Origin of the sequence: Salinimonas marina (genome assembly GCF_015644725.1) — a bacterium.
Lineage (GTDB): Bacteria > Pseudomonadota > Gammaproteobacteria > Enterobacterales > Alteromonadaceae > Alteromonas.
The window spans coordinates 2981863-2997124 of record NZ_CP064795.1 but is presented as its reverse complement, the minus strand read 5'-3'; the positions used below and the strand labels follow the sequence as shown (position 1 = coordinate 2997124).

At 50.5% G+C, this 15262-nt stretch carries 11 protein-coding genes and 1 pseudogene; 8 read left to right on the top strand and 4 right to left on the bottom strand.

The window, feature by feature from the left end:
- Window positions 1-66: 66 nt before the first annotated feature.
- Window positions 67-966, top strand: a complete 900-nt coding sequence (locus tag IT774_RS13400; protein WP_195810207.1) for a fructose bisphosphate aldolase — start codon at window positions 67-69, stop codon at window positions 964-966.
- 238 nt (window positions 967-1204) lie between these two features.
- Window positions 1205-2473, top strand: a complete 1269-nt coding sequence (locus IT774_RS13395; protein ID WP_195810206.1) for a GGDEF domain-containing protein — start codon at window positions 1205-1207, stop codon at window positions 2471-2473.
- Here IT774_RS13395 and ppx read toward each other — a convergent pair.
- The 3 genes from ppx to IT774_RS13380 form a co-directional block, all read right to left on the bottom strand.
- Window positions 2367-3896, bottom strand: a complete 1530-nt coding sequence (gene ppx / locus IT774_RS13390; RefSeq protein WP_195810205.1) for an exopolyphosphatase — start codon at window positions 3894-3896, stop codon at window positions 2367-2369. The two genes, IT774_RS13395 and ppx, sit on opposite strands and share 107 nt — an antisense overlap.
- Before the next feature lie 5 nt (window positions 3897-3901).
- A complete protein-coding gene (ppk1, locus tag IT774_RS13385) occupies window positions 3902-5971 on the bottom strand; it encodes a polyphosphate kinase 1 (RefSeq protein WP_195810204.1) in 2070 nt (689 codons plus the stop codon).
- Between the two features lie 84 nt (window positions 5972-6055).
- Window positions 6056-6562 carry a glycine cleavage system protein R gene (locus tag IT774_RS13380; protein ID WP_195810203.1) on the bottom strand — a complete coding sequence of 169 codons (507 nt, stop codon included), beginning with the start codon at window positions 6560-6562 and terminating at the stop codon, window positions 6056-6058.
- A 156-nt stretch (window positions 6563-6718) separates the two neighbouring features.
- Here IT774_RS13380 and IT774_RS13375 point away from each other — a divergent pair, with 156 nt between their 5' ends.
- From IT774_RS13375 to IT774_RS13350, 6 genes and pseudogenes are all read left to right on the top strand, one after another.
- On the top strand, window positions 6719-8881 hold the full coding sequence (locus IT774_RS13375) for an ABC transporter permease subunit (RefSeq protein ID WP_232364991.1): 2163 nt from the start codon (window positions 6719-6721) through the stop codon (window positions 8879-8881).
- Window positions 8874-10451, top strand: coding sequence for a phosphate ABC transporter permease PstA (gene pstA / locus IT774_RS13370; protein WP_195810202.1), 1578 nt, complete (start codon window positions 8874-8876; stop codon window positions 10449-10451). The genes IT774_RS13375 and pstA overlap by 8 nt, the downstream gene beginning before the upstream one ends.
- Complete coding sequence (gene pstB, locus IT774_RS13365) at window positions 10452-11258, top strand: phosphate ABC transporter ATP-binding protein PstB (RefSeq protein WP_195810201.1); 807 nt, start codon at window positions 10452-10454, stop codon at window positions 11256-11258.
- Window positions 11259-11279: 21 nt separating this feature from the next.
- Window positions 11280-11996 carry a phosphate signaling complex protein PhoU gene (gene phoU, locus IT774_RS13360; protein ID WP_195810200.1) on the top strand — a complete coding sequence of 239 codons (717 nt, stop codon included), beginning with the start codon at window positions 11280-11282 and terminating at the stop codon, window positions 11994-11996.
- Window positions 11997-12288: 292 nt separating this feature from the next.
- Window positions 12289-13559: pseudogene (locus tag IT774_RS13355) on the top strand (inorganic phosphate transporter).
- A gap of 205 nt (window positions 13560-13764) precedes the next feature.
- Window positions 13765-13974, top strand: coding sequence for a hypothetical protein (locus IT774_RS13350; RefSeq protein WP_195810199.1), 210 nt, complete (start codon window positions 13765-13767; stop codon window positions 13972-13974).
- A 234-nt stretch (window positions 13975-14208) separates the two neighbouring features.
- Here IT774_RS13350 and IT774_RS13345 read toward each other — a convergent pair whose 3' ends face one another.
- Window positions 14209-15213 carry a universal stress protein gene (locus tag IT774_RS13345; protein ID WP_195810198.1) on the bottom strand — a complete coding sequence of 335 codons (1005 nt, stop codon included), beginning with the start codon at window positions 15211-15213 and terminating at the stop codon, window positions 14209-14211.
- Window positions 15214-15262 lie beyond the last annotated feature (49 nt).

The following is a 15262-nucleotide window of genomic DNA, read 5'->3' as shown; positions in this document are numbered from 1 at the left end:
GCGCCGGGTAATAATTATAAACCCTACACCTGCCGTAACCGGCAGTAACAAAAAGGAGTGTTGCTCATGGCATCACCAGCTCAAAAAGCGATGTTGGATAAGATTAAAACAGCTGATGGTTTTATTGCTGCGCTGGACCAAAGCGGTGGCAGTACCCCAAAGGCATTGCGTTTGTATGGCGTGGAAGAGTCGCAATACAGCAACGATGATGAAATGTTTACACAGGTTCACAATATGCGTACTCGCATTATCACCTGTGAACCATTTAATGGTGAGCGGGTATTAGGCGCAATTTTATTTGAAGATACCCTGGATCGCAGCATTGAGGGGAAACCCAGCGCCCAGTACCTGTGGGAAGACAAGCAGGTGGTGCCATTTTTAAAAGTGGACAAAGGCCTAAACGATGAGGCTGATGGGGTGCAAACCATGAAACCTATCCCCGGTCTGGATTCGTTACTGGAAAAAGCCAACCGGCAGAATGTCTTTGGCACCAAGATGCGCTCGGTGGTCAAGCGGGCCAATGAAGCCGGGGTCAACGCGGTGGTTCAGCAGCAATTTGAAATTGGTCGTCAGATTCTGGCTGCAGGTCTGGTTCCCATTATCGAGCCTGAGGTAGATATCCACAGCACCGAAAAAGCCGAAGCCGAAGCTTTGCTTAAAACCGCCATCAAGAATGAACTTGATAGTCTGGATGACAATCAGCAGGTAATGCTGAAACTTACCCTTCCTGAGCAGGACAACTTTTATGCCGAGCTGGTAAAGCATCCTAAAGTCTTAAAAGTGGTTGCCCTTTCAGGTGGCTATAGCCGTGAAGAGGCCAACCAGAAACTGTCTCGTAACACCGGTATGATCGCCAGCTTTTCACGGGCACTGACCGAAGGCATTAATGCGGCACAAAGTCACCAGGATTTTGATACTGCAATGAACGATGCTATTGAGTCTATTTATCAGGCATCCAAAGCTTAATTTCTTTCCTACAGCCTTACCTTTAAGGCCGCACATGTTCTTGTTTGCGGCCTTTGCTTTTTCCTGACCCGCCCCGCTAATTAGGTCTACCAGACTATACCTTAGTAAACATTTTCATGTACCGAATTTAGCAGGAAAGTATACTATTGTTAGCTTATCTATATAGGGTTTAAAGCTTCCCCGGCTGCCCTTTTTTGCAAACTTTCCAGGCCTGGAAGCTGCCTGACTGTGGTGATAAGTGCATATAAACGAAATACTTTTATTGCAAATTGCGATACTGGGTGTGATAGCTGCGGTAGGGATGATGTTCACCTACGCCTTGCCCGCCCCTTCCCATAAGCACAAAGCCAGCTCAGGCCTCTATGCCCGGTTGTTTTTATTTTTTGTATGGCTGAGCTACGGCTTTTCTAATTTGCAGTATATCGATTCCGTTCTTCTGTATGCACTGGGGCTGAATTTTTGTGCCACGCTTGCCGCTTACATGGTCTACATGACCGTATTAAAGCGCTTTGGTCAGCCACTGCCTACCGCCCATCGTTTGTGCATATTGCTGCACCTGGTGAGTCTCGAAGCGCTGACGATAGGCTTGCACCATGCCGGCGATAACATGTTTTTATGTCAGATGCTGTTGTTGGTAAGTATCTTGATTCCGGTTGGCATGGCGGCCCTCAAAATGATGGTGCTGATGGACCAACGCAGTGTTGGTGACAAACTGTTGTTTTATATTTTAAGTGGCGCCGTCGTAGGGCACATATTGGGCGGGCCCCTTTACATGTTCGCACTGTCAGCGGCACCTGAGCAGCAAAGTTTTATCAGCTTCGGACTGAACGTGATTGTGATGATTGTCTTCATGCTCGGATTTGTGGTGTCGGTAATGCATTCTCTGGTCATCCGGCTGCGTAAACAAATCTATCGGGATCCGCTTACCGGCTGCAAAAACCGCAATTATTTTTATGATGTCGCCCCGGCACTGATTAAGCGCGCGGAATTACAGGGGCAGGCGGTGTGCATGCTGGTGTGTGACATCGACCACTTCAAGCAGGTTAATGATAGTTACGGCCACCTGGCGGGCGACAAAGCATTGCGCCATTTTAGTCAATTATTACGTAGCCAGTTATTTCGCGGCGATATACTGATTAGAATGGGGGGCGAGGAATTTTTGATGTTATTGGTAGATTGCAATCTTGCTCAGGCCAGCGCGCGCGCAGAAGTTTTGTGTCAACACGTGGCCGCTCAACCGCTGCAGCACGATGACGATGCGATTAGCCTGACTGCCTCATTCGGATTGCTGGCGCTGCCAGCCAAAGCCGATGTTTTTGAAATCATCGGAGAGGCTGATCAGGCGTTGTATCAGGCCAAAAACCAGGGGCGCAACCAGGTGGTCATCTCTCAGCCTGTAACTAAGCAATCACCAGTTGCATGTCCATCGCTTTCCAGTAACGTTGTTCCTGTTTCAGGTCAGCGTGCAAAATTGGTCGGTGTTCCAGCCAGCCTTCAGGAAAAGTAAGCATCAGTTTGGTTTTTTTAGCCTGGGCGATAAATTCAGGCAAAAAGCCTTCCTGACGTTTGATGTTCAGCAATACCGATAAGCGCAGTAATCCAATAAGCCGGCACACACTGTTTTTGTCATACAGATAAAACGCCGGGATTTCGTGCAGTTTTATTTTTTTGCGATGAAAGCGTACCAGCGAGGCCAGCAGATCCTGCTGTTCCTGAGTAAAGCCTGGCATCTCCACATTCGCCAGAATATAGGCTGAATGGCGCTGCACAGCCTTGGAATTAATCTGTAAACCCACCTCATGCAAGCTGGCGGCCCAGCCCAGCATATTGCGAAAATCCGGGTTTTTTAGTTTCCAGGGTTTGATGCACTGATCGTACAAATATCGGCAGGTATTGAGCACCAGGTTTGCCTGAGTGGTATCAATATCGTAGCGGGTAGCCAAACTGGAGGCGGTGCGACTGCGAATATCCGCATCATGTAACTCGTCTTCCATCTGGTATAGCACGCCTTCACGCAATGCTGCCGGTGAATATACCAGGCCATCTATTTTCAGGGAGCGGAAGATGCCAATCAGAATAGCCAGCCCGCCCGCAACCACATGGCGCCGGTCATCACTGATTTCAGGCATAGATAAGTTATCGATATGCCCGGCGCTGATAAACTGTTTTTTCAGGTTCTTCAGACATTTCAGGGTGATCGGCACCGCATGACCATTACTGCGGTCACGCTGAGCCAGATTAAATAAGGTCTTGATGGTGCCCGACGTCCCCAGACATTGGGCCCAGCCCAGCTTACGATACCGCTGTACTATAACTTCAAGCTCCTGGCCTACGGTGGTAATGGCTTTGTCAAAAGCTTTACTGGTGAGCTCACCATTAGCAAAAAATCGTTCGGTGTAACTGACACAGCCCATTTGCTGACTGCTACACACTAGCGGGGTAAAACCATCACCGATGATAAATTCGGTGGAGCCGCCACCAATATCGACCACCAGTCGGCGGCCTTCCGTATGGTTGGTGTGCGCCACACCCGAATAAATCAACCGGGCTTCTTCGTGGCCCGGAATCACTTCGATGGGGTAGGGCAACACGTCGCGGGCGGCTTCAATAAAGGCACCGGCATTTTTTGCTTTGCGCAGGGTGTGGGTGGCCACAATGCGCACCGAATCAGGCGCAAACCCGGCCAGACTCTGGGCCACAATGCGTAAGGTGTCCAGCCCCCTGGCAATCGCTTCGTCGCTGAGCATGTTATGCTCGTCCAGTCCCGCAGCCATGCGGACTTTTTGTTTTACCCGATGCAGGATCTGCACTGATCCTGAATTAATACGGGCCACGACCAGGTGAAAGCTATTTGAGCCAATATCCAGGGCGGCCACCTTGGTGATCTCCCGGCGTGCTACACTGCCTAACGCGGATTCTTGTTGTGTCATCGGGATTATTCGTTCTCTAGCTGCTTCAGATAGTCGTAAATTTCAATTTGTGAGCGCAGTTTTTTACGATTACCACGAGGCACATATCGATTGGTCTGATCTTTGTCGATGATCCGGGCCTTGAGCGTATCGCAGAAATGCATCTCGGTCATCTCGACAATGCGTTGTTGCAAGCGCTTGTCGTAAATAGGGCAACCCACCTCTATACGGTTATCCATATTACGGGTCATCCAGTCGGCCGACGAGATAAAGACTTTGCGATCGCCGCCCCCTTCAAAGATCATAACCCGGGGATGTTCCAAAAAGCGATCGACAATTGAGATAATCTCAATATTGTCGCTGATGCCCGGTAGGCCGGGCACCAACGAACACATACCGCGAATAATCCCGCGAATTTTAATGCCCGCCTGACCGGCCCGGTACAGATCATCGATCAGCTCTTTATCCACCAGATTGTTTATTTTAAAGGTGATGCCCGCCTTATGGCCTTCTTTTAAATGCTGAATCTCTTTACGAATTAACGACTGAATTTTGGTTCTGGCGTTTAACGGCGAGATTTGCAGATGTTGGAATTTGTAACGGCGGTACGGATACTGAATCAGGTCAAATACCGCCACGGCTTCTTCGGCCAGCTCCTGATTGCGGGTAAACAAGCTGTAATCGGTATAGATTTTGGCGGTTTTTTCGTTGAAATTACCGGTTCCGAAATGGGCATAATGCACCAGTGACCCCCGTTCTTCGCGAGTCACCAAACACAACTTGCTGTGAATTTTCAGCGACGGTACGCCCAGCACCACCCGAATGCCGGCATCGGTCATGCGTTTTGACCATTCAATATTGGCTTCTTCATCAAACCGGGCCCGGATTTCCACCACCACGGTGACTTTTTTACCATTGTCCACTGCGTCTATCAGAGAATTAACAATGCGGGAGTTACTCGCAACCCGGTAAATATTAATGCGGATACTTTTTACATTGGGATCGAAGGCGGCCTGGCGCACAAACTCGGTAAAATGCAAAAACCGGTGATAGGGGTAGTACAGCAAAATATCATGGGCGGTGATGGCATCGAATACGGTGTTGTACTGAGAAAACTCTTTGGTATCCAGTGCCGGCAGAGGATTATGTTCAAGGTAGTCCCGGCCAACATTGGGGAAGCTGATAAAGTCTTTGAAGTTGCGGAAATGACCGGCCGCATGCATGGTGTCTAACGAGGTGATTTTCAGGCGCTTACGCAGGTCATGCACCATATCCAGCGGCATACTGTTGTCGTAAATAACCCGCACTGGTTCCGCAATCAGGCGTTGCTTCATGCTTTCAGACATTTTTTCGACATAACTTTCATCAATTTCATCATTGATGGAGTACTCGGCATCCCGGGTCATTTTAAACGAGAAAGCTTCCAGGGAGTCGTATTTAACAAACCCCCTAAAAATTTCCTCCAGGCACAGCTGAATGATGTCATCCAGCAGCACAATGTGTTTTTTCTTACGGCTTTTTTGCGGTGGGATTTGTACAAACCGCGACATTTCCTGGGAAGGCACCTGTAACGCCGCATAACGGGTATTGCGGTCTTTACGCCGAATGGCCACATATAAGTACACCGCAGAGCCATTGAGCCGGCTCAGTAAATCGGTTTTTTTATCAATCAGTACCGGGGCAATATGCCGCAGGATTTTATTGACAAAAAAATTGCGGGCCCAGGTGACCTGATAGTCAGTGAGCTCGTTTTTGCGCAGAATAAAAATATTGTAGCGAGCCAGAGCTCGCACCGCATCCCGGTGGATCTCGTCGAACTTATTAGACAACGACACCACTTTTTTCTGTATCTGCTCCATCAGCTCTATTTTACTGCGGGCTTCTTCCTCATTGCCATCGTTTTGCGCAATGGTAATAAGGCGCTTCACATCCGCGGCGCGCACCCGATAAAACTCATCAAGGTTATTGGAATAAATGCCCAAAAAGCGGATACGTTCCACCACCGGCGTGTTTTTGTCCGCCGCTTCCTGTAAAACACGTTCGTTAAACGCAAGCCAGCTTAACTCTTTGGGGTAATACAGCGAGTTAGGTTCCATAGGGGTCTTGTTCACAGTTGGCCAAAAAGGAAATAGCGCGGCATTGGAAAATGCCACGCCAGTGACGATTGCGCGGTCCCGGATTTATTCCTGGGTACTGATGTCCACCACCAAATCATTGGCCAGGTTTTCCAGGGCACTTTGCAGCGCATCGCGATTAAATGCCTCAGGGACCGCCAGGCGGGCACGGGCTTTAAACATCAGTGAGCCCCAGTTAGCCGCGCTTTCAACACCAGAATCAAAAGATACAATATTCAGATTAAACTGGTTCAGTGTGGCGGTGAGTTCCTGCACAATGCCGGGCTTATCATTACCCATCACCTCTACGGTAAGCGTTTCGTTAAAACTTCCGGTGGTGCCGGTCAAAGATACTGCCTGTACTTCAAGATCGGGCAAGCCGTTCAGGGCGGCCACCAATTCTTCGTGTCGGTCCTGCGGCACCTGAACTTCTACAAAGCCGGTAAACATACCGGCCATGTGAGCAAAACTACTGCTCTGCCAGTTTCCGCCATGTTGATACACGACCTTGGCAAGCGTATCTACAATGCCGGTTTTGTCTTTGCCCATTATCGTGATAACTACTGGTTGCATAAGTGCTCCGGTGGTTGGTTATGACTGAAGTTTAACAGACCAGGTGAAGGGTGGCGTCTCGCTATCTGCCAGATTTCACTTGATAATAGTTATTAAAATACCACATCATTAGCGCCTAACCAGCGCAATTTACGCGTAATCTGTTCTCAGGCTTGTATGAATCCGACCATGACCCGAAAAACCCGACAACGCCAACGCAAAGACCGGCGTATGAAAGTGGTGGTAACTGCCTTCGGGGCATTGGTTTTGTTGACATTAATTGTTTTAATTGCGCACCTGGTCAGCCAGGCAGTCCCCTTATTGTATACCCCCGGGTTACAGCTACAGGCCCAGTATAAGTTGCCCGCAGATACCCAGTTAGTGGCCCCCGCCGATATTCTTGAGCGACAACCGGTCTTACTGCATTCATCAGACTGTGCGGTGCAGCACGCCACACTTTCTGGCAGCGCTCAGACCAACGCCTCTGCCGGCACGGCGGCTCAGTGGCAAACCGGACCACCATTGCGGTGGTCGTGTCGTAACCAAACCCGGGTGGTGTCGTACCAGAATCAGGCTTACCAGATTAGTGTCACCCCGGCGGGCATATTACAGTGGCGGGGCTTGCATTCGGTCCCGATGCCAGCTGCCTTATCCATCTCTGCAAACCAGCCAGACTCAGTGGCGCTTCCAACAGCGCAGTGGCGACAAACCCGACGATGGCAGGTGTCATTGGGACGGGACTGGTTGGTGCTGCAACTGCATCATGAAAAAGGCACGCATGTGCACTGGATTAATCGACATCAGCCCGAACAGACCTATACATTCTCGCTGGGCACGGGTTACCGTATTTTACCGTTACCGGATACCGGCCAGCAAATGATTCACTCCGGGGATACCTTGGTAATGCAAAATTATCAGGGACAATTGCAGGCCCGGACCAATGTGCATAGCGACATTACCTGGTGGCAAAGTCTGCCAAAAGATCGCACCGTCATCATGGCTGATCGTACCGGTTCGGTAACCCGGTGGGTGCTGCAAAACCGTCAGGGACAGATGATTTATCAGCCTACCTATACCTTGCACCTGGCTCAGTCTGAACAGCCGGCAGCGGTGGCCGTACATCCGTCTGCCAATGCTTTGCTGCTGGCTACCACAAGTAAGCGCTTGCTAATCCTAAATCGTATTACTGGCGAGGTGGTGGGCAACTCTAGGAGCCAGAAAAAGGTGACCGGATTACGCTGGTATGGCGAATATCTGTATGCCTATAATCATCAGCAAATAGAGGTTTATCAGACTCAAAACCTGTCCGGTGTCACCACCTGGTCGGCGTTATTTGAGCCGCAGCTATATGAGGGGTATTTAACCGCCCGGCACACCTGGCAAAGTGCTACGGCCACCGATTATCAGGAACAAAAATTCAGTCTGACGCCATTATTGAGGGGCAGTATTAAAGCCTCATTATTGGCGCTGATTATTGCCATTCCCACCGCGTTAAGTGCGGCCATCTACACCGGGTTTTTTGCCACTGGTGCAGTGCGGCAGTGGCTCAAGCCGGCAGTAGAAATGCTCGAAGCGATACCCTCGGTATTAATTGGTTTTATTGCCGCTATCTGGCTGGCACCACTGGCCACCCACATTTTATTGGCGCTGGTGTTCTTTGTGGTCACCCTGCCGGTGGTCCTGATGGCAATAGTGCTGCTCAAGCCTTGGGTCGCGTTGTATGTAAACCGCTGGGCTCAGGGCACCGAATTAGTTTTGGCGGTGCTGGTGATACTTGCCTTTGCCGGGGTCGCCATACAGCTAACCCCCTGGTTATTGAGTGTATTTGCAAGCATCGATGGCCAGATGACAAGCTTGCTGGACGCGCCCAGTCCGTTAGGCAAGACCTCGGTGGTGGTGGCCATTGCCCTGGGATTAGCGGTTGCCCCCAGTATCTACTCACTGGCCGAAGACGCGATTTATAGTGTACCTGAGGGGCTGAAGCACGCCTCGTTTGCATTGGGGGCGACGTCTTTGCAAACCTTGTATAAGGTGGTACTGCATGTAGCCTCGCCCGGCATTTTTGCCGCCATTATGCTAGGGTTTGGCCGCGCTTTTGGTGAGACAATGATTGTGCTGATGGTTACCGGCAATACTCCCATCGCCTCATGGAGTCTGTTCGAAGGATTACGCGCGCTCACGGCAAATCTGGCCATTGAGTTGCCCGAGTCCGAAGTAAGTAGCGCGCATTACCAGATTTTGTTTTTCACTGCCTGTCTATTATTTGGGTTCACATTTGTTATCAATACGCTAGCTGAACTGCTACGACAGCGATTACGCAAGGCACCGCGTCATGGGTAAAGGCTTATTCCGTCGCGGGCTTAATGCGCCGCAACAGCAAACGCTGGTGCTCAGTATCAGTGCCTTTTTTACCGCAACATTGCTGTTAGGGATGATCAGTATTGTATTGCTGATTTTTGCCCGGGGCGGCGGCTATTTCTGGCCGGAAGATTTATATCGGCTGGAACTCATCACGCCTGGCTCGGCCACACCGACCCCAGCCTATGGTGAGTACCATGGCCCTTTTCAGCAAAATGATGAAACCCGGCACTGGGTGGTGTACTCGCATCAACAGAACCCTTATGGCGAACGCGTACTGATTACCACCGCAGAGCTTAACCAGGCGCGGCTGGCCAAAAACGCTGCCCGGGTATTGCTGCAAGATGGCCGTACTATACTGGGGCGGCCCGAGGTAATTAAAAAGGCCGGTACTGAGGCTCAGCCGCTTACCCGTCTGGCTGACTATCAGCAGCAGGTTGAATCCTTATCCCAACAAATAAAACAAATCCGCGATGGGCATCTGGCTGAGCTGCATCGGCAAATCCGGGATATGGCGGCCGCCGGCAGTACGGCTTCACAACGTACCCTTGATGCTAAACGACGCGCCTTTGAGCACTGGCAGGGTAAAATCAGGCAACTGGAAACAGCCCGGGACAAATACACGATAACCGTAGTTCTGGCCGACAACAGCCAAATTCAAATTCCTTTGAGTCAGATTGAACAACTGATTTATCCGGGGCAGTTGCATGCCGGGACAAAGTTGTTGGTGGCACTGGATAAGGTCTGGCGATTTTTAACCGAAGCGCCTAAGCAGGCAAACACCGCGGGAGGTATTTTCCCAGCCCTGTTTGGTACGGTGCTGATGGTTTTTTTAATGACGTTGATTGTGACGCCCTTTGGGGTATTAGCGGCGGTCTATTTACATGAATATGCGCCCCAAAATGCCCTGACCACCACCATCAGAATTGCCGTTACTAATATGGCTGGCGTGCCTTCGATTGTGTATGGGGTATTCGGGCTCGGTTTTTTTATTTACGGGGTTGGCGGACAATTGGACAGCTGGTTTTTTGCCGACGCGTTGCCGGCCCCCACGTTAGGCACTCCCGGCGTGTTCTGGGCCGCCCTGACGATGGCGATACTGACCTTGCCGGTGGTGATTGTTGCCACCGAAGAAGGACTGCGAAATGTACCCGCAGACATTAAAGCCGGTAGCTATGCGTTGGGGGCGACCAAAGCAGAGACCATGATTCATACGGTCCTGCCCATGGCCTCACCGGGCATCATGACCGGTGTGATTCTGGCCATCGCCCGGGCCGCCGGAGAGGTCGCGCCGCTGATGCTGGTAGGGGCGGTGAAATTTGCGCCTAACCTGCCCATTGACGGGGAGTTTCCGTTTTTGCATCTTGAACGACAATTTATGCATTTGGGCGTATTGATCTATGATGGTGCCTTTCACAGTCAGGTCGATACCAGCGGTGCCTCAATGATGTTTGCCGCGTGTCTGTTGTTATTAGTGGTGGTATTTGTGCTGAATATTATTGCGGTGGTGTTACGTAACCGCCTGCGCCAGCGGTATCAAAAAGGGGGATAAATGCTGACACTGTTTGAGCGCGAGTCACTGGATCTAGAGGCGCTGTCTGAGGCGCAAACCGCCATCAACGTAAAGCAATTGAGCTTGCAGTTTGCTTCCAAGCAGGTGCTTAGCGAAATCACCATGCGGATCCCGGCACAGCGCATTACCGCGCTGGTCGGCCAAAGTGGCTGCGGCAAATCGACATTAATCAGCTGTTTCAACCGCATGAACGATTTGTACTCCCATTGCCAGTACCAGGGCCAGGTAATTATCGATGGCCGGGATATAAATCATCGGCGGGAAAATGTGGCGCAGCTTCGCACCCGGGTAGGCATGGTGTTTCAGCGACCAAACCCGTTTCCCATGAGCATTTTTGATAATGTCTGTTACGGGCTGCGATTACAGGGCATCACCTTACGCCGTGAACTTGACGATGCGGTGGAGCAGGCGTTACGGGATGCGGCGTTGTGGAAAGAAGTAAAAGATCGGCTGTTTGAACCCGCTAATGTGTTGTCTGGTGGGCAGCAACAGCGCTTGGTTATTGCCCGGGCGCTGGCATTGAAACCGGATATTTTGTTGCTGGATGAACCCACGTCGGCGCTGGACCCATTGACCACCTTGCACATTGAAGAATTAATGGCGCACCTGAAAAAGCGCTGCACCATTATCATTGTAACCCATAATATGCAGCAGGCAGCGCGGGTGTCGGATTATACGGCGTTTTTGCACGAGGGACGGCTGATAGAATACGCCGACAGCGATACCTTGTTCACCACCCCACGCAAAAAGCAAACTGAAGACTACATAACCGGCCGCTACGGCTGATATTTCACATAGGGCAGGGCCATGCAGCAAGTTTCGTTTAATACACATATTTCGGGGAAATTTAATACCGAGCTGGAGAATTTGCGAAATTCGGTGCTGACCATGGGCGGGGAGGTTGAGCAGCAGCTCGTGAATACCATTAGAGCCGTGCGCTTTAATCAGCCCGGCCTGGCTGAGCAGGTCATTCTGAATGATTTGAATATCAATTCTATGGAAATGCAGATTGATCAGGAGTGTTTGCGCATTATTGCCAAGCGCCACCCCACCGCCTCTGATCTGCGGCTGGTCATGACCATCTCCAAAGCGATTACCGATATTGAGCGCATGGGGGATGAAATTGAGCGTATCGCCCGTCTGGTCACCAAACAGCGTCTGCCGGCTTCAGAAACCGTCAAAAGTACCATGCTGCTCATATGTGAACAGGTGGCGAAAATGATGCGCGGGACCTTTGATGCCTTTGCCCGCCAGGATGAACAGTCGGCGCTGGAAGTCTACGAACAGGATGATGTCATTGACAGTGAATACAAAAAATTACTGAGCTACATTGTCGGAGAAATGGAAAAAAATACCGATTCGATGCAGGACTGGCTGGAAATCCTATGGGCACTGCGGTCATTGGAACGAGTCGGCGATCGGTGTAAAAACATCTGCGAATATGTGGTGGGGCTGGCCAGTGGCGAAGACGCCCGACACTCCTCACTCGAAAGTATGGCGAAGAAATTGACAAATTTATCGTAACTTTTTGGAAGTTTGTGACCTACTTTCATAAAACTGAAACATTAATCATTACAATCAGCGACTCGCTCCGGGTTTATTTGAAAAACATAAAATCCGGCAATTTGGACTATGGCAACCGCAGTGATTAAGTTATCATGCGCGCAGCCTAACAAGATCAGTACAATTATTGACCTATGCGAGATAAAGAATTTACATTGTCACCGAGCACTAATGTCCTAAGCGGGCGCTCTACATCCTTAACAAGCCAGACTTTGTCCGGCCAGTTCAGCAAGTAACTCAGGAGCAGATACCTGTGGAATTATTGCAAAATTACGGTACTACACTCATCATTCTGGCCGCAGTCGTGGGCTTTATTATGGCCTGGGGCATTGGCGCGAATGATGTTGCGAATGCGATGGGGACCTCGGTAGGGTCTAAAGCACTAACGATCAAGCAGGCAATTTTTATTGCGATGATCTTTGAATTTGCCGGCGCCTATCTGGCGGGGGGCGAAGTAACTGCGACCATCCGTAAAGGGATTATTGATTCCAGCTTCTTTATCGATAAGCCGGATTACCTGGTGCTGGGCATGATAGCCTCACTATTTGCTGCCGGTGTTTGGCTGGCACTGGCCTCCTGGTTGGGCTGGCCGGTTTCAACCACGCACTCTATTGTAGGCGCGATTGTGGGCTTTACCGCCACCGGCGTGAGCATGGATGCCGTATCCTGGGGCAAAGTGGGTGGTATTGTAGGCAGCTGGGTAGTTACTCCGGCGCTATCAGGCTTAATCGCCTATCTGATTTTCATGAGCGCCCAAAAGCTTATCTTTGATACCAAACAACCCTTAGTAAATGCTAAGCGCTATGTACCTATATACATGGGGATGGCGGGCTTTGTTATGTCGCTGGTGACCATTAAAAAAGGGCTCAAGCACGTCGGTATGGAATTGTCTGCCGTTAATGGTTATTTACTGGCTATCACCATCGCGATTGCGCTAGGTCTGCTGGGTAAAGTTATGATTAAGCGTCTGAAGTACAGTGTGTCTGATGATGCCGATTTACAAGCCGCGAATGTAGAGAAAGTGTTTGCCATCCTGATGGTGGTTACCGCCTGCTGTATGGCCTTTGCCCATGGCTCAAACGATGTGGCAAATGCTATTGGCCCATTAGCCGCGGTAGTGAGCGTGGTCAGCTCTGGGGGCGAAATTAACGCCAGTTCACAGCTATCTCCGTGGATTCTGCCTTTAGGTGGTCTGGGTATTGTTGCCGGTCTGGCTCTGTTTGGGCACCGGGTAATTAAAACCATAGGTCAGGGGATTACGCATCTGACCCCAAGTCGTGGTTTTGCTGCAGAACTGGCCGCTGCATGTACCGTGGTTATCGCCTCTGGCACCGGTCTACCAATTTCCACCACTCAAACCCTGGTAGGGCGGTGCTGGGTGTTGGTCTGGCACGTGGCGTATCTGCGCTGAACCTGGGTATTGTACGTAACATTGTGGTGTCCTGGGTTATCACCCTGCCTGCGGGCGCCATTCTGTCGGTTATCTTTTTCTACTCGTTGAAAGGTATTTTCAACGTAGCTTAGAACAAGCTGACTATTAACAAAGCCCCTGCCGCTTGATGCCGCAGGGGCTTTTTTGCTTGTGTCTGTTGATAAGCTTTGCAATGAAGGGCTATGCGTTAGGGGGACCCCGGCAAACCATAATGGGGTTTGCTGATGAAAGCTGCTGCCACCGCGTATTTTTAGCCTGCGCGCTCAGCCTTAGCCAGGCACCAGGTAGCTCTGAAATGTGCTTGATTTCCAGGCTTGGTTTCTGCGCTTGCTCGGCAGGCCGTTATACGAATCAGGCCTGCCGCACGGCAGCAAAATCTGGCTGGACTGGTTGAGTGCTGCAGTTGCTGCGCCTGCTTGCACAGGTCACGCTGAAGAGTCAGGAGAGTATTCGCTAACACCCAAAGCCCACAGCCTGAAGCTGGGCATCGGCCTGGTTTTTATCTAAGTAATCAGCTAACTGGTCAAGCCCGGTAGTGGGGTGGGCAAGAAAACCTTGCTATAAGGCGTTGGCCCAACATTGGGCTTGAAAGTGTGCGCCGCACCGTTAAGGCAGTAGCAGTTATAGAATATGGCAGGAAAAAAGATGTAAAGACGGTGCGCCCCCGGTGTTTTAGTAATACCCCACCGGAGGCACAAATTGACAAATATTCAGTAACACATCGTATGACTGAAAAACTAACTATTCCGCCTTGGCATCGGGTGGGGTAACCGGCGAAACAAAGCCTTCTGGTTTAATACCGATAACCGGACAGGTAAGTTGTTGCAAGGTTTCTTCGGCAGTCCCGCCCATGATAAACCCAGGCACGCCCAGGCGTGCTACCGTTCCCATAACCACGGCTTTGGCGCCCACCGCAGTCGCCGTAGCCGCAATTTCCCGACGTGGATAGCCATGTACAAGATGCTTCTGACGGCGCAGCTTTTTCATCGTGCCTTTTTTAAACTGGGCTTTCAGTTCAGCTTTGATTTCAGTAATAAGTCGTTCCAGCTCTTCTTCTCGTTCCTTATAAATATTGTTCAGATCATTTTCCATGGCGTTTTCATCCACCGAAATGAACCCTCCGCGCAGGATATTATCTGGTACAGCATCAAATACATGCACAATGCGAAGTTGTGCTGACTCCATCAGCGCCACATGGGCAGCGTACCGCAAAATATCTTTGTTCAGGGCGCGACGTATCGACACTTCGTGGGTCGGGTAATGGTAGTTAAGATCCAGCGCAGCCACGATGGTATCGTACTGCTCTTTATCACCACGAGGTACCACCCAAACCGGGCAGGGGCATTTGCGCAGCAATTCCATATCATCGCTGCCACATAACCGCTCCTGATCATCGGCATCCGATAATTTAATCACTAGATCAATTTCATTGGCCATAATGTACTGAATGGTCTCAGTCGAGGACTGGCCCACTGCTACGGTACCGGTTACCGGGTACTCTTTGGACCACAGGGCAACCTGTTTGTCCATCCAGGCTTTTGCCGAGCTTTCCATAGAGTTGTGCGTTTCAAGATAGGCAAATGACTGCATTACCATATTGGCATTGGGTGGCAAGGCATCAAGTTTAAGCAAAATGGTAAGCTGCGCTTCATGGTATTGCGCAACCTGCATAGCATGGGACACAATTTTGTCAAAATGATGTGCTTCGCTGAGAATACAAAGAATGTTCTTACTGTTTCCGGTCATTGCTGCCTCACGGTGGTTTCTTTCATTGTTGTCAGGGTACTAACGCCCT